The sequence below is a fragment of the Chryseobacterium joostei genome (assembly GCF_003815775.1).
In the GTDB taxonomy this organism is placed as follows: domain Bacteria; phylum Bacteroidota; class Bacteroidia; order Flavobacteriales; family Weeksellaceae; genus Chryseobacterium; species Chryseobacterium joostei.
Genome location: NZ_CP033926.1, coordinates 1478674 through 1501369, shown reverse-complemented (window position 1 = coordinate 1501369; position 22696 = coordinate 1478674). Strand labels below are relative to the sequence as shown.

Sequence of the window (22696 nt, the reverse complement as noted above, 5' to 3'; positions counted from 1 at the left end):
AGCGCTTTTTTATGTATTTAAAATGTTACTTATTGTTTTGTGAAGATTAAGTCTTTTGTTTCCGGAAGATAGATCGTTAAATCAGGATTTCCGGGACAGTTCTTTGTTGTTAAGACAGTAACATTAGGTTCGTAAGACCACGAAATCTGCGTATTATTAGTTTTCTGTAGGTTTATGGTTCCCCAGCCAATACCACAATGAGTTCCTGTATAATAAAAATTAACAATATTATTATTAATATACATACTAATTATTGCATTTTTATCATATTCATTTTGAACATTATTGTTATCTTGTAATAGTACTCCATCAGAATTCTTTACTATATAGCGTACATTCAAGATATCCTGATAATGGTAATCTGTTGATTTAGGAGCCTTGAACATTTTATGCTCTTGCTTTGTAATAATTAAAGTAATGTTTTTTCCATTAAAGCTTGCTACCCAAGTTCCTGTAAAGAAAGCTAGTTCGTTAGCTAGGTCTTTCATATACGAACCAGAGGGAACATCATCGGGGAATGTATTGAGTGGATATGTTTGCTGTGCCTTACAAGAAACCACAGCAAATATTCCTAATATGATCAGTATATTTCTCACTATTGCTTTGTGAAGATTAAGTCTTTTGTTTCTGGAAGATAAATGGTTTTATCAGTACTTGGAGGGCATGTAGCAGAATCAATAAGAGAGTCATTTGGTTTATACTCCCATGATAATTGGCTTGTATTGAGTTTTTTTAATATTATTTTTCCCCATCCTATACCACAATTGGTTCCGCCATAATATAATAATACTAAATTTTGAGTTGGACTTGTACCAAAGCTATAAATTGTATGGAGTATTTCATTTGCCATAATTGCCATATTTTTAGTGTCCTGTAAAACTTGGCCACTTGTATTCTTAACAATATATCTTATGGAAAGGACATCCTGATAATAGTTTTTGTTCTGTAAACTTATATTTCTTTTTAATTCTTTTGTTATGAATAAGTTGATTATTTTATTGTCATAAGTTGCTGTAAAATTTCCCACATAAACATCCAATTCATTATTTATGTCTTTTAGATAAGAATTAGTAGTGATACTCTTTAAATCAGTGTTTAATGGTTGAATTTGTTGTGCTTTACAAGAAACACAATTTATAGTTATACCTAATATTGCTATAATTTTAAAATATGTTGTTTTCATAATTTTGATTTTTATGGACAGGGTGTTGCTGTTGTACTACTACCGCCATTATTTATTGTTATTTTTTGTACCGTCCCGTTATCTTCTATTCTTTGTAGATTTACTTTTCCTTCCATTCCCATTGCCTTTACAGTTTCAAAAAGAAGTTTCTCTAGACCTTGGGTATTGAGATTCCCACCTAAATAATCAACATTTGATAGGTCAAGTGCCATTGTTCCCTCTAAAACCTGAAACTCATATTTTAATTTATTTAAATCCCAATTCGCATTATACAGAAAGCCTGCCAACTCTTGGGAGGTTCCATTAAAATTAATCATATAATGATAATATTTATAGCCATCTGGGCAAGAGGAACATGGCTCAGACCCAATCATTCCCATAAAGCCATTCCCAATATTTCCATTAGTTTGTGCCATTGCAAAGCTAAGCATCTTCGCAATATCAGGTGGTGAGAACATTTTTATACCTGAGGGAGTATGATTATGATACCCTCCTAAATACCCTGCGGTATCTCCAAGGTCTACATGATGTGCCCCGCCGTCAATTTGTGCAGTCGTAGTTCCGTCTGAATTTACTTTAAACCCTTTTTCTTTCCCACCACTTAATTTAGATTGTTGTTTTAACGAATCTATAGCTGGTTTTGATTTGGAATTATTAACAATGTTTTTCGTTTGCTCACAAGGATTTTGATTCTGTGGAGTGTATGGATTGCCACCACTGCCACCATTTCCTCCAAAATCCCCGTTTCCACCTCCCATGTCATGTCCGGGATTACCAAATCCACCAGTTCCACTCCATACGTCAGACATTGTCAGTTTTACTGGTCTTGTTACAATAATGATAACTTCTCCCACATCAATAGGATCATTGCTATTTCGGGAAACTGTCTTGGTGTCATAATAGTGTTGAAATTTATTAATAAGATAAATAACATCGGAATTTGTGTTTTGGTGAACGTCAAAATAGAGATAGTCTCTTTCTGCATTTACCACTCCGGCTATTACCGCTATTACTTTTCCATCCTTTAGCATAGGGAAAAATAGAAGTTTTCTATCATCTCCCTTATCTCCTCCAATATCCTGAGAGGAAACTTTTAAATCAACAGTTCCATACCTGTTTTCCAGTTCGGTTTTCTTTTCGGGATACTTCTCAAAGTAGGCTAACATAGAGTTTCTAAAAGGGAGTGCGTAATTATTGGAACTTGCATTTTTGGAAAGGCTTTTTTCCTTTTCAAAGCGTTCAAAAAAGGCAATTTTCTCCTTTTGGGTTTGTTCTGTACCTGTCAGCATTTCATCGGTTCTGCAGGAATTGAGGGATACAGATAATGTGCAGAGCAATAATAGCCCATAGACTAAATTTTTCTTCATAAGCATTTGTGTGTTTGTAAATATAACAATTAATTCTTTTTCGGGTGATTTTTTGTTACGGGTTAAAAGTAAATAATTTATGTAATACAGCATTATGGAAACCCGTATTAACACAAAATATGCAACCTATACACAATGTGTACATATTGCATCTATTTTATAGGGTATGAAGAAGAAAACCTCTGCACCCCGTTTTATAACCCCCTCAAGGGACCATGACAAGGGGTGTTACCCTCTGAATAACGGCCTGAAACCCGTTGAGTAAGTATCTCTAGCCCGTTATGCAACTGGTTCTACCCCCTTAGGTAAGGGGGTATAGGCCGTTCCTCAAGGGGGTAAAGGGGGTTGGGAAGACCCTCGAGGGGGTTAGGGAAGTGTCTAGAGGTACTTTGGAACCGCCTACAGCCAGTTATGTAAGTGTCCTGAGGCTGTTTGCAACTTGTTTTACCCACTTGGGTAAGGGGGGATTTGCAGTTCCTCAACTGGAGATTGGCTATTGGGAAGAACCTTGATAGGGTTGAGGAATTGCCGAGCGGCACTTTGGAATGGTCTAATATAGCTCCATATCAATTTTAGATATTTGATAATCAGTTTGTTGAGTGTTATGGAGTAACAAGGTGATTCACCAGAAGATTAATTATGTACATCAAAATCCTGTAGAAGCAGGTTTAGTTTTCTGTGAGGAAGATTACACATACACCATTGCAAGGGATTATTCTGATGAAAAAGGATTCATGCGGAGTGGGGGAAATTATAAAGGATTGTATAAAAAAATAGATTTCATTACGAGATCCCGTAATTCAAATAATTCATTTCCTTAGTAATTTTGTTATTTTAATAAATAAACAATATAATATGAACCAATATCAATTTTACAATAAAAACATCTTAATAATTTTGTTTAATATATAAATGACTAGTTGAGCGTAAAATAAATTAATAATAAAAATTATTGATATATCTTGGCCAAATAAAAGATTTGAATACAAATAAAAAGGTTAGTTAGGTATAACAATATATTTTGATCGGTGAATATTTTATAGATCTTATAGAAGTCCTATATTTGGACAATAAAATTCTAAAACTAGTAATAAATGAAAATTGGGTTTAAAAATTTACGGAGCTTAAAAGATACAGGGTTCCATGAAATTAGATCTCTTACTTTCCTATTAGGACAAAATAGCTCTGGTAAAAGTACATTTCTGAGGGCTTTTCCTCTTTTACGGCAAAGTGTTGAAACAAAAACCAAAGGTCCAATTCTATGGTATGGGTCATATGTAGACTTCGGAGATTTTAAAACAGCATTATGGGATAAAACTGAAGATAAAACTATAGAATTTTCATTTGATTTTGAATTACCGCCTGAGAGAGGTAGTAGATTATATTATACAGGAACAAACTCATTATCAAACAAAATGAGAAAATATAGGAAGATACAGTTTTTTATTAAATTAAATTCTGATAAAAATAATTCAACCTATGCTTCCGAGTTGAAAATTATTATAAATGATTTTGAAATCATAGTAAAAATAGATCAAAATCAAAATGTTGAAATTTTTGTTGATAATCATAAAGTTAAAGCTGAAAATATTAAAGCATATAATGGAATGAATGGTTTTATTCCACAAATTCTTAGTATAACAAAAGATAGAATGTATCTTGGAAATTATAATCATTTAACAAAAGAGGTACACCAGATTATTAGGGATATTAGTAAAATGGAATATGCTGACGAGACTATTGCAAGAATAATTTCTACATTTAATTTTGATTCAAATGAAACTCTATTTAATTCTGTTAAAAATAGTGATGCAGCAACGAAGTTTTCAAAGAATGTAAAAGATTTGAATATTGATTCATTGGTTTTTAAAGAATTAAAAGGTATAATGTTAGCGAGTAGTATAGCTTATTTTGTAAGTATAATTGATCAATATTTATCTGACATGTTTAAGGCAGTTAGCTATATTGCTCCTTTAAGAGCTACTGCAGATAGATATTATCGACCTCAAGAATTAAGTATTGATGAGGTAGATTTTCAAGGTAAGAATTTAGCATTAGTATTAGCGAACTTTAGTGATGGGGAAAAAAATAGATTTAAAGAATGGTGTTTAAATAATTTTGATTTTTATCCAGAAGCGACCCTAAATGGGGGTAATATATCAATATATGTCAATTTTAAGCAAGATAATTCTACTACTAATTTAAAGCATAATATTATTGATTTAGGATTTGGTTTTTCACAAATTTTACCAATAATAACCCAAATATGGAATTCCGTAGAAAATAATAATTCAAGACAAAAAAAAATCACTAAAATATTTGTTATTGAGCAACCGGAATTACATTTACATCCAAAACTTCAAACTAAGTTTATTGATGCATTAATTAATGTATTGTCTTTCTGTAAGTCGAAAGAAATGGATTTTAAATTTATTATTGAGACACATAGTGAGACTATCATTAATACAGTGGGTAATAGAATCTATTCTCAGAAAATTACTGCTGATAATGTAAACATTTTGCTATTTGAAAGAAAAGATAGCTTTACAGATATTATTCAAGCTGGTTTTAGTAATGAGGGTTTGTTAGTTAATTGGCCATATGGTTTTTTTGAAGAGTTTTAAAATGATTATTTATTTATTACAGGAATTAATTGATAAGTGTCAATTAAATTCACAACAACCCTCGAGAATAGATTTTTTTGAAAATTTAGCAATTGCCCGTAGAGATGGGAAGCATTTTGTATTAGGTGATCAATCTATTTTTGCTATTCTCAGAAAATTAAATGGTTTGTCCCCACTTGCACAGTCAATTTATAATAAAATTTATTTAAGATTTTCAACTGAAGCGTCAATTATGAATCATGGGAATTATCTTTTCAAGATCGGTAGTGTTGATAAAGTAGAACATAATGCTACATTTTATAATTTAGATAATTTAAATGATGATTCATTTTGTAATTATAACAATTTACTTTTAGAAAATCCGGTTGACACTTTTATTTATGCAAAATCGATAGAATATTATCAAATAAAAAATAGTTTAGGTACTGTAGAATACTTATGGGATTTACGTAATGGTGGTGGTACAACCTCCTTTGCTGAATTTTTAAGATTAAACAACCTTAAAACAGCATATACATTTGCAATTTTAGATTCTGATAAAATCTGTCCAAATAGTTCTCTGGGAGGTACAGCATCACAGTTCCTAAATACTCCTGATACTTTATTTGGTAATTATAAGATATTGGATGCTCACGAAATTGAAAATTTAATACCTAGCCAAATTTATTCTCTTTATATTAATTATAAAAATGATCAGAAACTTAACGAGAATTTGAATATTATAGAGTTAAATTCAGAAATTTTTAAATATTTAGATATTAAAAAGGGGGTCAAAAAATTTACTTTAACAAACAGTTCCGAAAATACAAAGAATTATTATAGCCATGCTTTAAATATTCCTGCTTCTGATATATTATGTTTATGTGTAAAAAAGAATGAATGCAACTGTTTTATATTTAATCCAATGGCTAGAACTATTTTTAATGATATAAAATTGTTTATAGATCAGCAAAAAATTGATTTCTTGTCTTTTATTAATGACTTTTTAGAACATATATATCTGGAGCTAGGTGAAAAATTATTGTGGATATTTTGCAAAAGTAATAGAATTACTGCTTATTGATAATAAAACTATAGTTTGTCTTACCATAACTACTTCTTACATGAACTTCTAAATAAAAAATCCTAGCTCTTATAAAGTTAGGATTTCTCTTTATTCTTCATTGTTGTATCTATTGATATCAAAATCAAAATCAAAAAGTTCTTTTGGATGAACTTGTAATGCTACAGCAAATTTTATCATAGTTTTTAAGGTTAGATTCCTTTTCCCTTTTTCATATTTACTTACTTCTGCTGAATCAATACCTGTTAAAAATTCCAAATCTTGTTGAGTTTGATTATTTTTCATTCTAATTTCAGAAATTCGCTTTCCGATCAAAATTTGCAGGTCCTCGTGAAAATCCATTAATACTATGTTTTCAAGCAAATTGCATTTATAAAAAATAAATCTTATGGGGATATATGCCAGTATTATGTTTTTTTTATTACATTTGTAAGATAAGCTGCAATAAATGTAGCTTTGCGATACTTCAAAGAAATATAGAAGCTATTGCTTAGAATCTTGTAATAGAAAACTGGTAATTTTAAACACACAAGACGATAAGCAGGAAGCTCACGACCTAGGCGTGGGCTCTCTTATCTGTGTGTTGGGTATACCAGTACCTCTATTACGGATATTGTAGAGTCCCATGCCGTTTTTATTTTCATGCTGTTCTGCTTTTCTACAATTCTCTTTTTCTAAGCCTGCTTTATCACATACAGTATCATGATATGTTACAATGGGGTGTACAATCCATTGCGGCTTTCGGGCTTTCAGAAAAACACAAATTCTATCATATTATTTTGGGTTTGTATGGGCAGGAAGCTCTGCCATTGCCGGAGCTTCCTCCTTTACAGCCTGTAAAAAATCGTTAACAGAAAACAATTAGTATTTAGTACAGAAGAACTAAAATAAAGCTTGGCTAGCATCGGTATCGTGAAATTTTCATGGTCCGTGGAGAGTTGCGCTCCATTCAATACAATCTATAAATGATGAAAAGAAATTGATCACAAAAATACAAACGCATGAAAAAGACAGGAACAGACTTTGAGTCCCAATATTGGACAGTGAGTAAAAAGCAATCAGGATTACAGCTGATGGAGACCTATTTTCAACTGAATGATCTTGCCGTATCTAAGGAAAGGCTAAACAGCATTATGAGTTACGCGGTAAGGAGAAATACCTGGATTAATGAAGATCCTGCGGTTATCTTTCAGTTTCACCAGTCGATGCGGTCGTTGGTGCATGCCTGTTATCTCATCATGCTGAAAGACAGAAAATGGACGGTGAATACTCAGTTGGGAGATGTTTCTCCATTACTTCTTGGCTTGCTTTCGGAGAAGGAATACCGGAACCCTCTGCTGGTTTTTAAAAAGGCATTCAGAGAGTATAGCATCAGGGAATTTGATTATTTTCTTTCGGGAATGGTATATTTCTCACTGGGAGTCTACGACAATCTACCGGAAAGAAATCTCGTGATTCCGTACATTCACCTGATTAAAATGCTGGATGCAGCCCATCTTATTCTTGAAAGAAGAGGAAAGATTTAATGAAACTAAAACCGAATACAATAGCTGGGTTCCTTATTTTTTTGTAGTTTAATTCCTTAAATACCTAAATCACCTTTTTATATATTTATGAAAAAGAATTTGATCAATCAAAATGGAGTCTCGGATAAATTTTGGAATATTGAATATTTTGGAAATACCCAAAAAATAGTTTTTGGAAAAACAGGAACCAAGGGGCGTGAAAGCATTAAAGAATTTGCAGATGAAATGGAGTGTATCAGAGAATCTGAAAAACTGATCAGCCAAAAGATCAAAAAGGGATACACGGAAATTCCTGAACATGAGGAAATCCCCCAGAAAGCAGAACTTTCTGAAACCGAAAAAGCCGATATTTATTTCTGGGAAGCCATTGAAAAATCAAATAAATACAAAAACGCCCATTGGAGCGAGTATGATGTAGAAGAGCATCTGGAAAATCTAACGGCGTATCTCTCCAGATTTGGGAAAGAAAGGCTTGTTCTTTTTGAAAAGACACTACAGGAAAAACTGAGTGACCTTTACACGGCTGAAATTGCGGAGCTTTCCATTGTTTTGGAATGCGAATTCAGCTCTGAGAATGGGAAATATACCTTTAACGACTCTCTTTCTGATGACGGATTTATTTATTTCCGCTGTTGGCTGCTACTGAAAGGCAAGGCGTTTTTTGATGATATTAAAAAAGATATACAGGCATTTGTAAGCGGGAAATACAGCTTTAATATTGGAGACTGCTGGGCAGAGGGGCTGTTGTATGTAGCTGATGAAGCCTATTCTGCCAATCATGACAACGAAGATGAATCGGAAATAAGGGATACCGTAGATGAGCTTTATCCCGAGAACCACTATGACAGCATGGATAGGCAGATGAACCGCGAGCCAAAGGGTGGAGCTGACCTGCAGACCATGTACCCGAAACTGGTAAAGGAAATTGGAGAATTGAGAAGTGCATAAAATAGGAGGATATTCACTCTTTTAACACAAGGAAATTGGTTTAAATAATCTTTTCAGCCTTGTTTAAAAATAATAAGAAAGCCTTTCAGAAGAACTGAAAGGCTTTTTATGTAGAACAATATATTATTTAAAGATTTCATTCTGATAAAGAATATGGTCATCTTCATCAAAGCTTATGATCAACACTTTAAATTGTTTTGCAGTGTCGTTATTGAAGAACTTAATTCTTGGAGGAACGTAGTCGCTGTCAAATAAATTAGGATTCCAGTAAAGGGTTTCTCTGGTATCCTTTTCAATTTTGGCAGGAGAATCTTCATCTATCATTTCAACAAGAAATTCGGATGGTTTATCATATCCTTTGATAATCGCTGAATTTGCTTTCGTTGCTTCTTTTCCTGTATTTTTAGATTGCAGATCGCCTTTCATCGTATAGATGGCTACGGCATCACCCAATAATCCTGAATTTTTAATAACTTTTACCATTGCAATATTGCTTACAGGAATACTGGTAATCATTGCGGGATCGGTAATCATTTCATCCAGATACAGCTTGGCCGGCTTGTTACGAATATAAGGTACATTGATCCCTGAATTATTTCTTTGAAGGGTTACACCTGCCACTTTTCCCTGCAGCCAGTCTAGTATGTTATTGGCTCCGGCGGCACGCTGATCTTCATTCACAAAGTCGAATATCGTAGAATTGATTTCACCGCTAAACATTCCGCTGGACAATTGCTTATCCAGTTCTACTTTAGGATCTTTCTTTTTTCCTACTAATTTTACCTGGTCAATTTGTATTTCGGCACTCTCTATTTTTTTATTATTTTTTTGAGTGTTGATGGCTTTAGCAATCGCAGGAGGAAGAACTTTGTTTGCACCGGATTTTACCAATGTATATTTCGTACCCGGAAAGTTGCCCTTAAATTGTGTGGGAGTAACCAGTGGTTCTACAGTGACAAATAAATTATCGGTATTGGCTTCCTTGTTATTTTCTGAACTTACAAATAAGGAAACTTCCAAAGGATCATCATTGTTAAGATTGTTCAAATAAACATATCCGTTTTGATCCGTTATAAATTGATTAAGAACAGGTTGATTTTTACCTAATTTCAACATTAAACTTACAGGGGCGTTAACCAGCAGGGCATTGTTTTTAATAGGCTTTACTTTGTAAGAAAGAAATTGTTGAGGATTATTTTTAATGGTGGGTACAGATCCGCTAAGTACAGCATTCCAGTCAAATCTTTTCCAGTTTTCAGAAATAAGAAGTGCGTCCAAAGCTTCTGTATTGGCATTTTTAGAAAAATACTGAGCCGGACTGTCTATTTTTGAAGTAAAATCCCCTGTTAACCAAAGGCTGCTGAGAATATTTTCTTCTTCTGGCTTATTGCTGCCGTCATCCTCGCTTACCAAAACCGTATAATTTTTAAAATATGATTCTGGAGAAAGGTCGATGCTATTGAAAGATCTTGGCGTTTGTTTGATACTTTGGCCTATAATTTCTGCTTTCTCAATCTTTAGATCATTAGGTTTTATAAAGCAAAGTCTTTGAGCCACAAGATTGTCCTGCTCATCAAAAATAGCTAATTGTAAAACAGCGTTAGCTCCATTGCTGATTTTCGGAGGAATAAGACTTGAAACTTCATTAGTCAACTGCTTAATATTGGCTTTGTATGCAAGGTGGTTATTGATGGTTCCAACAATTTTATACCCTTGAAGCTGTTGCTTTAGGTTCGCTCCCTTTATGGTATATTTAATCCCGTCTTTAGAGCTGTTAACGTCCAGATGAAGCCCGCTGTCTGCAACTTGTGGAAGATCTATTGTTTTATCTTTTCCTGCATTGTCATGGATAACAACCTGGTATTTTTTTCCTGAAGCAGGAGTTATGGTAAAGGCTGCAACATTTTTATCAAAAGATGTAAAGGTAGTTATCGGTACTTTTGGATTCTGGGTGTCTATTACTTTTCCGGTCCAGTTTTCTGGCAGAGAAGTATTGCTTGATAATCTTACGGCAAACTTTGTAGGAATACCGTTGATGAAAGTTCCCCCCTCCGGAAAGGCTTTTGCAGACCAATCAGAACTCTTAGAAATCACTAGTGATTCCGTAGAGCTGGGATTGTAGACTGGAATCGTTTTAACAATCTGGAAGTCTTCATTAAAATTGGTCATGTAAGGAGTATAAGCTCTTACATAATACACTTGTTCAGGAAGGCTCTCCTTTAGCTGAAAATCTCCGCTGCCTTCACCATTGGTAAGAAGTATCGTTTTCCAGTCTATTATTTTTTTATCAGAATCGTACAATTCAACAAATAGAGTAGTAGATAATGCAGAACGGTTATATCCATCAAATACAAAGCTTTTAAACCAAATTTTGTCACCCGCTGCATATTGTGATTTGTCCGTAAGTAAGTATACTTTTTCTTGGTCGTAATGATCCTCAAGATTGGTAATTGCTTTTTCTAATTTAGTTTGTGCCAGTACAGGTTGTACCATCGAAAGAAGCAATACACAGAATATATTTTTCATAGAAATCTTAGCGCATTTTAATTCTTTGCTAATGTAATGATTTAAAGCCTTCAAAAATTGATATTTAATGTCTTATTTTAGAAAAAAACAATCAGATTGATGCGATCTTAGATCAGATTTGTAGTCTTTATATTAATTTAGGTGAATACTATTTTTTAACACAAAAGATTAACGATCTCAAGTGCACTCAGAAATATTGTTGTTCTTATGATTAATTTTTAGACCAACAGGTTGACCAAAATAATGTTATTCTATCCAGAAATATCCCATGGAATAGGTTCTGGCTTTACCTGCCACAATTACTCTTTCATCCTTGTTTTCACAATAAAGCTGGCCTCCTCTTTCTGATATCTGACGGGCAAAAAGCTTATCTTTTCCTAATCTTGATGACCAGAAGGGAATGAGTGAGCAATGGGCAGAACCGGTTACGGGGTCTTCAAGAATGGATGACTGTGGCGTAAAATATCTTGAAACAAAATCACTGTCTGTACCCGCTGCTGTTACAACAACACCTCCAGGATCCAGATTGATAAGGTCGAAAACAGATCTTTCAATTTTGATTTTTTTGATGTCTTCCTCAGACTCATATACCAGAACATAGTCTCTGGACTTGAAGACTTCCTTAGGCTGTATGTTGAGAGACTGGGCTATATTATCCGGAAGAGTAGATTTTTCAGGCATTCTTGATGGGAAATCCATATAGTAAAATCCATCTTTTACATCTACTGTTAACTCACCGCTTTTGGTATCAAAAACAATTCTGCTCTTCTCATAGTTTAGGATGGAAGCTAAGCAATGGGCTGTGGCAAGGGTAGCATGTCCGCATAAATCCATCTCTATTTCAGGTGTAAACCATCTCAGATGAATGGTATTGCCATTATCAATAAAGAAGGCTGTTTCTGCTACAGCATTTTCACGGGCTATTTTTAAGAGGACTTCATCGGGAAGCCAGTTTTTTAACGGGACCACACATGCAGGGTTTCCATGGAAAATTTCTTCTGTAAATGCATCTATCTGATATAATTCTAACTTCATGATTGAGAAATTTTAGGTTGGTAACAAAGATAAATAAAAACCATTTGTCAGTTTGGGAAAAAACAACAAATCCCAACTCTCGTCAGGATTTTATTTATTCTTCAATCTAGTATTTTAGATAGAGTTGCATTAAAATCTATATCCCATACTCAAACCTAGCTTTATAACCTGATCGTGATCTGTTTTGTCTGCATTGAAAACAAGTCTTCCATAGGCTGCATTAGCTTCAAAAACAATTCCTTTCTTTGTAACTAACTTCCAGCCAAGACCGGCACCCAGTGCAAGATCATAAACGTTTTTACTTTCAGTAAATGCTATGTTGTCTGCCGCATATATCTTTTTTCCATCAATGGAAGTAAACATTCCAAATCCCTCAGCAAAAAATCCCGAAGCATATTTCTTTCCAAAATAATATCTGTAATAGGGAGAGATGAAGTAATTCAGATCATCTTCTTTTGTATTATCATAAACCATAAATGCAGAGATCCCCAGTGATGAATTTTTGTTAAGGTATCTTTCAAAACCTGCTTCCACGGCACCGGATAATGGCGTGATAAGATTCAGTTTAATTTCATTTTTTCTCTCGGATGGATCTTCATTGGTTTTGGTGTTTTGTGCATTAACAGAATAAAAAGCAAACAAAATCATTGCTAGTAAAAAGTTCTTTTTCATAAAAAAAGTAATTTGAATTATTTAAATGCAAAACTCAAATAATTCAAGTTAGAATAGGTTTCAAAAGCTTAAAAATGGAGAAAATGGTACTTATTTACTGGTGTTTTTATACTCATTGGGTGTCTGACTGGTCACTTTTTTAAAGGCTTTATAAAAAGTGGTCTTTGAAGTAAACCCGGCTTCTAATCCCATCGTCAACAAAGTATAGTTTTCGTATTCCGGATCTGATATCATCTCCTTTACAGCTTCCACCCGATATTGATTAATATAATTAGCAAAGTTGTCACCTGTTATGGTGTTTACAATTTGTGAAACGTATCCTGCGCTTATGCCCAGTTTTTCAGCTACTTTTTCTCTGTTTAATGTACTGTCTGTATAAATGTGATCATTTTTGCAAAGAAGTTCCAGTTTTTGAAAATAAAGATTATCTGCGGTGATCGTTTCCTTATATTCTTGTGGTGCACTATTTTCTGCAATTTGCAGATTGGGATACGGAATAGCTGAATCTTGATTCAGAAAATTGTAGACAGCTTCTTTGTTTTTGGCAAGCTTGTATTTGTAAATGCCTATGTAGGCTGTCCAGTGCATGATAAATGTTGCCGATAAAGCCAGCCCACTCATGGTAGAGGAAATATCTATCCCCAAAAAGAAGCCGGTCATATACGTAATTAGCCAGGTAGATAATAACAAATAGAGCGTAGTTAATAAGGTAATTACCCATTTTTTCTCTTGTGGGTCTTTTAAGTGCCTTATCATGAAATAAGAATAAAAAGGTGGAAACAGGATGATGATAAAGGCAAATAAAAGCTGAATCAGTCTAAGTATATTGATGATAAAAATGCCTGAACCTGTGATTTTATAAATTCCTAAAATATCATTAAGACGGTATATAATAGTAAAAGTAGAGGAGTAGACAAACGGAATGTAATACAAATAAGTTCTCTGTCTGTTTTTTACGGTATCATCAATTCGGTTTATTATAAACAGGAAGATGAAGACGGGTAGTAAAAATATCCAATCAATATAGTCCAGAAAACACAGCAAATGGTAGGACTTAAATGCACCTTCAATTTCAAAAACATAATTCAGTAAAACCATGGAAAGTGCAAATAGCAAGTAGGCTAAATATTTATTTGAAGTACTATTGAATAGGGAAGATTTTAAAATAACTACGCCTAAGACTATTCCCTGGAAAATAGCAATATTTAAAAGTGTTGTATAAATCAATTTTTTATAAAAGTTGTTGTAACGATTTGCTTTGGTATCTCCTGAGAATTATTGTTTAAATATACTTCTTTCACACGGAAAACAGTACAAGAAAAAACGAAATGAACAATAAAATTAGTGTTAGGATACTTAATAAATTTACTATATTGTTACTGTGAAACATAAACGATTGCGTTACAATTCATGTTGTTTATGTATCGGGAAAAATAACCATTGTAAATACTATAAACCAAAGTAAAAACATGCGAATTATGAAAAAAAAGATCATTCTATTGCTTTCTTTCATAGTCTATTTATCGGCAACAGCTCAAAAAAATGCTTCCGTAGATTCCATAACACAGCGGAATTTGTTCCAAAATTTAAAACCTGAATTTGAAAAATACGAAAAACAACACGGAAATTATATTCAGACCCATAATATAAGAATGCATTATTTAGAGTGGGGAGATAAAAAAAATCCAACACTTGTCTGGATTCCCGGAACGTATAGCAATGGATATGAATTATACGAAATGATAGACCAATTGGTAAAAATGAATTTACATGTCATTGCCATTGATTACTACGGTCATGGATTTACCCCAATTTCTCAAAAAAACCTGTCTATTTATCACGTTGCAGATGATATCAAATTCCTTTTAGATACAATGAAAATCAAAAAAGCAATTATTGGGGGCTGGTCAAGAGGAGGAACCATTAGTTCGGCATTTTATGATGCTTATCCGGAAATGGTTCAGGCTCTTATTTTAGAAGATGGCGGTTCTGTTGCTTGGGACTTTCAGGCAAAGGCAGCTAATATTGCGAAAGATATTGAAGAAACGAAACAATATTATACCAACAAAAAAGCAATGGCTTTTGACACCGATTTTGATGCTTATTGGTGGATCTATAACAATTGGGGGATAAAAGGAAAAGAAAGTGAGAAACTGAAAAAAGAAATTTTTACTTCTTATGCCCGAATCAAGAAAAACACAAACGGGAAATATGAAATAAATCCTGGCGCAGAAGAACTTACCGGCGAGAATTCAGCAGAAGAAAACATCGCTATTATTTACACCCCTTTTACTTCTAAAAAGGCTTTTGGTGCTTCAACTCATCAGCTAAATCCTAAAATAATTTATCGAAATCTGAATATACCTTTGCTTATTTTCGATCCTGTTAGTAAAAATGATTGGTTCGATTTTAAAGAAGAGAATGATAAACTTACAGATGAACACCAACCTTTTATTGTTCACAAGGTTTATGAAAATACCTGGCATGGTGTAAAAGACGAACGCCCGAATGAAGTAATTAATGATATTAAAACATTCTTATTAAATAATAAACTGATCAAATGAAAACTACTGCTGTGTAACGTTTCCTGACTTTGAGCTAGTAAAGAGATTATTTCCTTTAAACTTGCTCTAAAGTCAGGAGACTTCGGAGAGCGGGCGTTGATGGCTGGAATATTAAGTCATTCTTATTTCTTAGTTTTCATTATGTCATCATACAGATTGTCAACTACTTTTTCTAAAATTTCTCCTGTTTCATTAAAGCTGGTGTTCGTCAATATAGCTATCCCTATATTTTGTTTAGGATAAATCACAAACCAATTCTGCATTCCGTATATCCCTCCGTGATGTCTGTAGATTAATTGGCTGCCATTTTCTATGATATACCAATGATAACCTTCCCAAAAATCAGAACCCTCTTTATATAATTTTTTATGAGATTCGTTGACAATAAGGTTGGACCTGTCAAGTTGCAATTTCATATATTTCACCAGATCCGTAGTCGTAGAATGCAATCCTGAAATCCCACCCCATAAAGTTCTGTTGAAGTTGGGCATTAACTCGTTTTTATCGTTGTAGCCTTTTACCAATCTTGTTCTGTCATTTTCATTGAGGGTAAACTTGGTTTGGTTCATTGTATTGGGTTTCAAAACAAATTCAGTGACCAATTCTTCAAAAGGTTTTTGATACACTTTTTCAAGGATATACGCTGTCAGCTCCGGAGCCGTGTTGGAATAGGAATACGTTTCTCCAGGTTTTGTTTCAATTTTGATAAGTTTTAATCCTTCAAAAAATGCCTTTTTATTTTCGCTTTTTAGAGGCATATTAGGAAATCCACTGGTATGGGTGATGAGGTGTTTGATTGTTATAGGCTCGCCTTTAAACTCCAAATTGGGATAAGGTTCGTTAAGATAGATTCTAATATCATCCTCTAAATTGAGTTTTTTATCGAGGACAGCTTTTGCAGCTACATAACCTGTAAAGGTTTTCGTTACAGAAGCTAGCTCATAAAGTGTAGAATCGTTGGGCTGGTTTCCTTTTCCAATCGTTAATTCTCCGAAATGCTTGATGGTAGATTCTCCATCTTTAAGCACGGCAATAGAAACAGAATGAAACCTTTTGTCTTCTAATAACTGAAGAGCATTTTTTGTAATTGCATTTTCAACATTTTGTGTATTGATTGGGCGAGTACTTTTACAACCAAGTAAGGTGAAAAATAAAATAGGGATTACATATTTCATTGTCAGAATTTTAATTATGATTTATAATCTGATGCAAATATGCTGTAGAGAATCCTGAAAAAAGTTCGTATAAAAAAGTCGGACTCATTTTAATCAATAAAATAAGTCCGATTATCTGCAATCCAAAGTTTGACTATTTACAATTGATTAATTATCAACTGTTTCTGAATGCTGTTGGTGTTTGGTTTGTATATTTCTTAAATGAAGTATGAAAAGAAGATTTTGAATTAAAACCCACTTCATATAAGATTTCCAGCACCGTATATTCTTTTTTCGTGGGATCTTTCAGAATCGTCATTGCTTTTTTAACGCGATATTCATTCACAAAATCAAAAAAATGCTGATTGATATGATGATTAATTAAAACAGACAACTCACGAACGGGAATTCCCACCTGATCTGCCAATTCCTGAATCGTCAGGGAGGGATTTAAAAAGGGTTCTTTTTCAACCATAAACTTTCTAAGCTGTTCAATCTGAAAGCTTTTTGTTTCGTCAGTTTTATTTTCGGTTTCCAGCGTTTCGGCAAAATCCTTTGTCGGTTGTAGGGTAGAATCAATTCTGCGAAAAAGCTCAGGATAATTTAATGCCTTTAAAATAAACCAACAGGCGGCCAATAAAAATACTGTTCCCGCAACAATATTCAACCAGATAAACAGATCTCTGTGCTGGGTGTACCTTACGATGTTCTTTAAAATAATACATAAATGGATGATCAGGAAAATCACGGTAAGCTGAGACAGCCATTTGTACAGCAAAGTGTTGGGATTGGTATAATTTTCAAGATAAATCTTCCTGTATTTTTTAAGGACAAGAAATACACCAACAATATAAAAGAAAAACTGCAGTTCCCCGATGAGCTGATAAACCAACATTTCAGGGGAGCTCCACATATGGTTAAAGAAGTCTTCTTTAATAGCACCCTCTGCCAGATAAAGCCTTGGAACTAAAATTAAGTTGACCACAATAAAAGGAATAAGATGCAGCAAATGCTTTCTTTTTAAGGTGAAATCAGAATAACAGACGGCATTAACGTACAGATAGAAAAGAGGCATTGTCAATAAGTAGGCAGATATTTTGAAAGCTTTCAGATTGTAGCTATCCACAAAAAGGTGCATAAAAAGTCCGCTGATATCAATGGCATTAATGATAAGGAATGCTGCAAATAATCTGTTTTCCAGTTTTCTTTCTGTTTTTACCGTTAATAAAAATACGGCAAGCAGCAGCGATACAAAAACAGCCATCGCAGCAATAACTTCCAGAAAACTTAATTTGTCCATTTAATCTTTTTGTAAAAATAGGATATAAGTAATTTATTTAGAAATTTTTGTAGATCATTTAAAAAAAATTCAATTGTTGTCTTCGTGGATTTGCAAATAGTACAATTCATTACTGTAAAGAAAATATCCATCATTTAATGGGCATAAAAAAGAGACAACTATTTAATAGTTGCCCCTAAAGTGACCAAGATGAGCATATCTTCAAACACTTTTATATAAGATTTACTTAGGATGATTCATATTAATAATGATTTGTACCTAAGTAATAGATTACCATTGATTTAATTAATAATTATCTTGTAGTATAGCCACCGTTGGCAAAAATAGTCTGTCCGGTAATCCACCAACCATCTGAAACCAGAAATTCAATAAGAGGAGCAATGTCTTTAATATCAGTTAGCCCGCCTAATGCTGATGCAGATTTATGATAGGCAACTGCATCAGCACTTTCCTGCCCATAGAAAAACGGTGTATCCATTGGTCCCGGAGCAACAGCTGTTACAGAAATACCACGCTCTCCAAACTCTTTGGAAGCAGCTCTTGTAAAATGCTCAACAGGCGCTTTCATACCCTCATAAGTAGAATAAAATCCGGTGTAGGCTGCAAGCAAAGACGTTACGATAGTACAAATTTTTCCATTATCATTCAGTTTTTTACCTGCTTCCTGAATAAAGAAATAGGCTACTTTTGAATTGATATCGCTCATGCTGTCATATTCTGCTTCTGTGGTCTCTACAAAAGGCTTCTTTAGTACCATTCCCACTGTATTGATGGCGATGTCTATTCTTCCGAATTTTGAAACCGTTTCATCAAAAAAACGGGTGATATTTTCTATTTTGGTTAAATCCCCCTGAAAGATGAATGCCTCTGCACCCAATGCTTTTACTTCTTCCAATGTTTTTTCGGCATCTGGTTTTGTAGCATCACTATTGTAATGGATAGCTAATTTTGCACCTTTTGCAGCAAAGTTTCTGCTTAGAAGTCCTCCTAAATTTTTTGCACCTCCGGCAATCAATACTACCTTGCCTTGTAAATCATTTTTTGACATAATGGATAATTTTTTTTATTGATATTGTGTTTATGATTCATAAACAGCTTCCGGAATCAGAAGCTGTCATGTTATCTAATAATTAATGGTTTATTTCTTTATTAGTTTGAAGCTTTGAACTTCGTTATTTGCATGGATAAAATAAATACCTGTCGGCAAATCGGAAATATTGATTGTTGATTTATTATCAAAATTTGAGATCAGTTTTACTAATAAGCCATTTGAATTGTAGATCTTGATTTGCTGTAGGCTTTTTGGATATTGTATATGCACAATATCTTTAGCGGGGTTAGGGTAGATGCTCATTTTACTTTCTTTAGTCTGTATTTCATTTGTATTCAGAAATTCAGAACACACAACCTGAGTAGGAACCTTGCTGTCTGCCGATACACCATCACCATTCCCTAACTGATAAAGGTTATCTGCTCCCCAGGCCCATAATGAAGTATCATTTTTAACTGCTCCAAAATGGTAACCTCCAACGCGAAGTGCTAATGTTTTCCAGTTTGTATCAGTTCCGATTTGCTGTGGTGCTAAATTATAAGTATCCGCAGTGGTTCCTCCGGTGATACCATTATGATTAACTCCAAATGCATATAATGTATTATCACTCTTCACAATAGCCGAAGCATCCCAAGAAGTAGCGATTTGACTATAATCTGAAGTAGGTTCAACGGCCTGTGGTGTATAGAAAAACTGAGCTCCAGCCCCTGCTATTCCTAATCTTCCATTAGCGCTGTATCCCCATCCCCAAAGCTTTCCTGTTGTTTTAAGCCCTAAAACGTGATAAACACCACATGAAACGTCTTTCCAGTTTGTATCAGTTCCGATTTGAGCAAAATTAGATGCTGCTCCAGCTGTCACACCGGTACCTGTTTGTCCTTGTACATTGGCTCCGCAAGACCAAAGAGTTCCGTTGGTTTTGATCCCGAACGAGTTATAATATCCTGCAGATGCTTTGTCCCAATCTGTAGAAAGAGATGCTTCTTGCTGCCATGTATTATAATAGCCAACCAGTGTTCCTTTACCTAGGTTTCCCCATTCATTATAGCCTGTTCCCCACATGGTACCATCCGTTTTTACAATCATTGAATGATGATAACCTGCTGAAAAAGACTTTACATTTTGGGCAATCATTATTGGAGAATATTGAGCCGTATTGTTTCCATTTCCTAAATTACCAAATTGATTGTCTCCCCATCCGTAAAGGTTGTTGTTGGTTTTTTTTGCCAAAACAAACCAGCGTCCAACAGAGATGTCTGTCCAGTCATTATCTGTTCCCATCTGAGTAGGATGCTGAACTATGGTAACTGTTCCGGAGCCATTTCCCAGAATACTATTGATATTCTGCCCCCACATCCAAAGTGTTCCATCCTCTTTTAAGGCTACACTAAAAGTTTCTCCCTGTGAAAATTTTTTCCAGCCGGTTAAGGAGCATTGAGCATTCATAATATTGAAGCTGAGTAACAATGCCATGATGCAGAGCATTATTGTTGTTGGTCTGTTTTTAAGTGATGTAATGTGTAACATAGATTTAATTTTTAATAGTGAATTTGAATTGTTTAATTATGTATATGTATTGATCTTTTTTATATAAATGCTGCAGACTTTACGCTATGAATATTATTTAAGGATAGTTTTATAGCTTGCAGTATTTGAAATTTATAGGATGAGAATAGTTTTAAGGTTTCCAGAAAGACCATACTTTACCATTGTACACCGCAAGTTGTTTTTTTGTGGTATCATATACTATCATTCCTGGTGCCTGATTAATGATATTGAGGTGGGGGCTGCTTACCTTGGGAAGAATCATTGCTTTATTAGAATCTGTTAAAACCAGGATTCCGCCTGTAGTATCAGTTGCTCCATTATCTCCGATTGATGTTTTTGCTTTAGATTGCTCTATTTTGTCTAATCCTTGTATAGAAAGATCTGCAGTTCCTATTGTAGCCGCCGTACCATCCTCCTCACTAAGATTAGTCCATACCCCTGAACCTTTCAGGTATTTTACTTTATGATCTGTTGTGTCGTAAATGGTACTTTCTTCTACAGTAATATTGGTTTTATCTGTTATGGAGGGAAGTATAAATCCTCCATTTTCAGTATTAGCAAATTCCAAAGAAACTGAGACGTTGGTAATATTCTGTTTCCCTATCGCAACCTGAGCTTTTGTTGTGACAGTAGCCAGTATTAATAAAGATGATAATGCTGTTTTTATATTGTTATTAATCATTTTGTTACATTTTGTGTTTGTGAAATATATCCGCTGACTAAATGAGATCATCTTCCCTAGAAAGAGTAATATGAATAAAATGAGTTTATGTTTTTTCATTATTTGAATTTGATTTTAATCCATATGGAAATGATACCATCCCATAATGGAGTCATTATAGAATTTCTAATAACATTTAATATTATGTATTGGGAATATGCATGCTACCTGATTAATTTTCCCAAAAGAAAATAGCATATCCTGTTTGCATAGGAATTATCCGGCAAAATGCACTGAGACTTCTATTTTCTATTTTTTAATAGAAAATAGAGCTTTAGATTATCTCAATTAAATGCAATTATATAGAAAGAATTTCTCCGGCGGAGGTCTCTGGAATTTTTTTGAAAAATAACAGGCAAAGGATATATGACCTTTATAAAAATTGATAAGAAATATATGCAGTAAAATGATTATAATAATGATAGTTTTCAGATCATCTGTAACGATACATTTAAAGCTAAATGACCCTGCTCCAAAAGCATAAACTATTTTGCTGCCGTAACTGTATAAAGATTGGTCTGATTTAGTTGTACTGCTAAATCCATAAGAAGTTTTTGACTTCTGTTTTATTTCAGAAAGTTTGGGTTTTGTTTTTTTTAATATCCTCTTTTTTATTATTGCACGTTTTTTACTAGTGATGAACCTATTTTTATTTTTCTTTACATCCGTATGAGAAACATGTAAGTACTTCAAGCCAGAAACAGTTGTACCCTTGGAAATAAATATATTGTTGGTATCTGGCTCTACGTAAACCTCTTGGGATTTAACAATGGCCTGTATAACATGAAAATTAGTAAATAATAAAAACCCCAAAAAAAATCTTCCCAATTTTACTTTAGCAGGGAAGATTGATTTCATCGTTATAGTTTTTAGAATCTGCATGATATACTCTTTCTAAGTTAAATAGATCTTAAAGTGATCTAATTAATTATACGCAATATTATCATTGTTAAGGGAATTAAACAAAACATAGATAGGCTGAATTCGGAATTATGCATATGCTTTCTTGTATTTAATGTGTTGCTTTTCAATTTATTAATGGTCTTGGTGTTCTATTTGAACATCTTTCGCCATTTAGTCATGGTATTTCTGCTCAGTCCGAAATGTTCAGCCACTTGCCGATTATTCATTTTATGATTTTTTTGATAATCAAGGATATGCAGAATATCTGCTGTGTTGTAGGAACGAAGTTTTTGATTGATTTTTTTGATATCCTGACTTTTAGCTCCAAATATTTTTTTGTTTAATTCAATAATATCCACTGCAAAAAGTATTTTCTTTTTCAATAGCTTTTCGCATTCCAATTTTTTATGTGGAAATTTCTGATCAATGATGTCCGAATAGATCCGTTTGTAATTAGGTTGACTTTGATTTCTCATGATACTATTTAACAATTTTGTATAAACTTTTCCGG

General features: G+C 33.7%; 22 protein-coding genes. 7 read left to right on the top strand and 15 right to left on the bottom strand.

The window, feature by feature from the left end; genetic code table 11:
- Positions 1-29: 29 nt before the first annotated feature.
- Genes EG359_RS06935 through EG359_RS06925 form a run of 3 tightly spaced genes read right to left on the bottom strand, consistent with a single transcriptional unit; the run spans position 30 to position 2550 of the window.
- Positions 30-596, bottom strand: coding sequence for a DUF6705 family protein (locus EG359_RS06935; protein ID WP_076352148.1), 567 nt, complete (start codon positions 594-596; stop codon positions 30-32).
- Entirely contained in the window at positions 596-1183 is a 588-nt protein-coding gene (locus tag EG359_RS06930) for a DUF6705 family protein (protein WP_076352147.1), read from the bottom strand. The genes EG359_RS06935 and EG359_RS06930 overlap by 1 nt, the downstream gene beginning before the upstream one ends.
- An 11-nt stretch (positions 1184-1194) precedes the next feature.
- Entirely contained in the window at positions 1195-2550 is a 1356-nt protein-coding gene (locus EG359_RS06925) for a hypothetical protein (RefSeq protein ID WP_123867294.1), read from the bottom strand.
- A gap of 599 nt (positions 2551-3149) precedes the next feature.
- Between EG359_RS06925 and EG359_RS22720 the strand changes: the two genes are divergently transcribed.
- The 3 genes from EG359_RS22720 (at position 3150) to EG359_RS06915 (ending at position 6237) form a co-directional block, all read left to right on the top strand.
- Positions 3150-3371, top strand: a complete 222-nt coding sequence (locus EG359_RS22720; RefSeq protein ID WP_139325895.1) for a hypothetical protein — start codon at positions 3150-3152, stop codon at positions 3369-3371.
- A gap of 273 nt (positions 3372-3644) precedes the next feature.
- Positions 3645-5174, top strand: a complete 1530-nt coding sequence (locus EG359_RS06920) for an AAA family ATPase (protein WP_076352144.1) — start codon at positions 3645-3647, stop codon at positions 5172-5174.
- A 1-nt stretch (position 5175) separates the two neighbouring features.
- Complete coding sequence (locus tag EG359_RS06915; RefSeq protein ID WP_123867293.1) at positions 5176-6237, top strand: hypothetical protein; 1062 nt, start codon at positions 5176-5178, stop codon at positions 6235-6237.
- Between the two features lie 90 nt (positions 6238-6327).
- Here the strand turns inward: EG359_RS06915 and EG359_RS06910 are convergent, their stop codons facing one another.
- Positions 6328-6522, bottom strand: a complete 195-nt coding sequence (locus EG359_RS06910) for a helix-turn-helix domain-containing protein (RefSeq protein ID WP_262707012.1) — start codon at positions 6520-6522, stop codon at positions 6328-6330.
- A 422-nt stretch (positions 6523-6944) separates the two neighbouring features.
- On the opposite strand from EG359_RS06910, the gene EG359_RS22390 reads away from it, so the two are divergent.
- The 3 genes from EG359_RS22390 to EG359_RS06900 all read left to right on the top strand — a co-directional run bounded on the left by EG359_RS22390 (position 6945) and on the right by EG359_RS06900 (position 8711).
- Positions 6945-7088 (top strand): hypothetical protein, encoded by a 144-nt coding sequence (locus EG359_RS22390; protein ID WP_164463047.1) that lies wholly within the window; start codon positions 6945-6947, stop codon positions 7086-7088.
- Positions 7089-7238: 150 nt separating this feature from the next.
- On the top strand, positions 7239-7763 hold the full coding sequence (locus EG359_RS06905) for a hypothetical protein (RefSeq protein ID WP_076352141.1): 525 nt from the start codon (positions 7239-7241) through the stop codon (positions 7761-7763).
- A gap of 87 nt (positions 7764-7850) precedes the next feature.
- On the top strand, positions 7851-8711 hold the full coding sequence (locus tag EG359_RS06900) for a DUF4240 domain-containing protein (protein WP_076352140.1): 861 nt from the start codon (positions 7851-7853) through the stop codon (positions 8709-8711).
- 123 nt (positions 8712-8834) lie between these two features.
- On the opposite strand, the gene EG359_RS06895 is transcribed toward EG359_RS06900, so the two are convergent.
- The 4 genes from EG359_RS06895 to EG359_RS06880 form a co-directional block, all read right to left on the bottom strand.
- Positions 8835-11237, bottom strand: a complete 2403-nt coding sequence (locus EG359_RS06895; protein WP_076352139.1) for a hypothetical protein — start codon at positions 11235-11237, stop codon at positions 8835-8837.
- A gap of 246 nt (positions 11238-11483) precedes the next feature.
- Positions 11484-12272: a PhzF family phenazine biosynthesis protein gene (locus tag EG359_RS06890; protein WP_076352138.1), complete on the bottom strand. Its 789-nt coding sequence runs from the start codon at positions 12270-12272 to the stop codon at positions 11484-11486.
- 129 nt (positions 12273-12401) lie between these two features.
- On the bottom strand, positions 12402-12944 hold the full coding sequence (locus EG359_RS06885) for a DUF3575 domain-containing protein (protein ID WP_076352137.1): 543 nt from the start codon (positions 12942-12944) through the stop codon (positions 12402-12404).
- Between the two features lie 90 nt (positions 12945-13034).
- The gene (locus EG359_RS06880; RefSeq protein ID WP_076352136.1) at positions 13035-14171 is read right to left on the bottom strand and encodes a helix-turn-helix domain-containing protein; all 1137 of its coding nucleotides are present in this window, start codon (positions 14169-14171) and stop codon (positions 13035-13037) included.
- A gap of 251 nt (positions 14172-14422) precedes the next feature.
- On the opposite strand from EG359_RS06880, the gene EG359_RS06875 reads away from it, so the two are divergent.
- Positions 14423-15508, top strand: a complete 1086-nt coding sequence (locus EG359_RS06875; protein WP_076352135.1) for an alpha/beta fold hydrolase — start codon at positions 14423-14425, stop codon at positions 15506-15508.
- 122 nt (positions 15509-15630) lie between these two features.
- On the opposite strand, the gene EG359_RS06870 is transcribed toward EG359_RS06875, so the two are convergent.
- The 7 genes from EG359_RS06870 to EG359_RS06840 all read right to left on the bottom strand — a co-directional run bounded on the left by EG359_RS06870 (position 15631) and on the right by EG359_RS06840 (position 22661).
- Positions 15631-16683, bottom strand: coding sequence for a serine hydrolase domain-containing protein (locus EG359_RS06870; RefSeq protein ID WP_228434921.1), 1053 nt, complete (start codon positions 16681-16683; stop codon positions 15631-15633).
- Positions 16684-16837: 154 nt separating this feature from the next.
- Positions 16838-17962 (bottom strand): helix-turn-helix domain-containing protein, encoded by a 1125-nt coding sequence (locus tag EG359_RS06865; protein WP_076352134.1) that lies wholly within the window; start codon positions 17960-17962, stop codon positions 16838-16840.
- Between the two features lie 292 nt (positions 17963-18254).
- Positions 18255-19010, bottom strand: a complete 756-nt coding sequence (locus EG359_RS06860; protein ID WP_076352133.1) for an SDR family oxidoreductase — start codon at positions 19008-19010, stop codon at positions 18255-18257.
- Positions 19011-19100: 90 nt separating this feature from the next.
- Positions 19101-20540 carry a T9SS type A sorting domain-containing protein gene (locus tag EG359_RS06855; protein WP_084180305.1) on the bottom strand — a complete coding sequence of 480 codons (1440 nt, stop codon included), beginning with the start codon at positions 20538-20540 and terminating at the stop codon, positions 19101-19103.
- Positions 20541-20691: 151 nt separating this feature from the next.
- A complete protein-coding gene (locus tag EG359_RS06850; RefSeq protein ID WP_228434919.1) occupies positions 20692-21243 on the bottom strand; it encodes a hypothetical protein in 552 nt (183 codons plus the stop codon).
- Positions 21244-21570: 327 nt separating this feature from the next.
- Entirely contained in the window at positions 21571-22140 is a 570-nt protein-coding gene (locus EG359_RS06845; protein ID WP_123867292.1) for a hypothetical protein, read from the bottom strand.
- A gap of 194 nt (positions 22141-22334) precedes the next feature.
- The gene (locus tag EG359_RS06840; protein ID WP_076352130.1) at positions 22335-22661 is read right to left on the bottom strand and encodes a transposase; all 327 of its coding nucleotides are present in this window, start codon (positions 22659-22661) and stop codon (positions 22335-22337) included.
- Positions 22662-22696 lie beyond the last annotated feature (35 nt).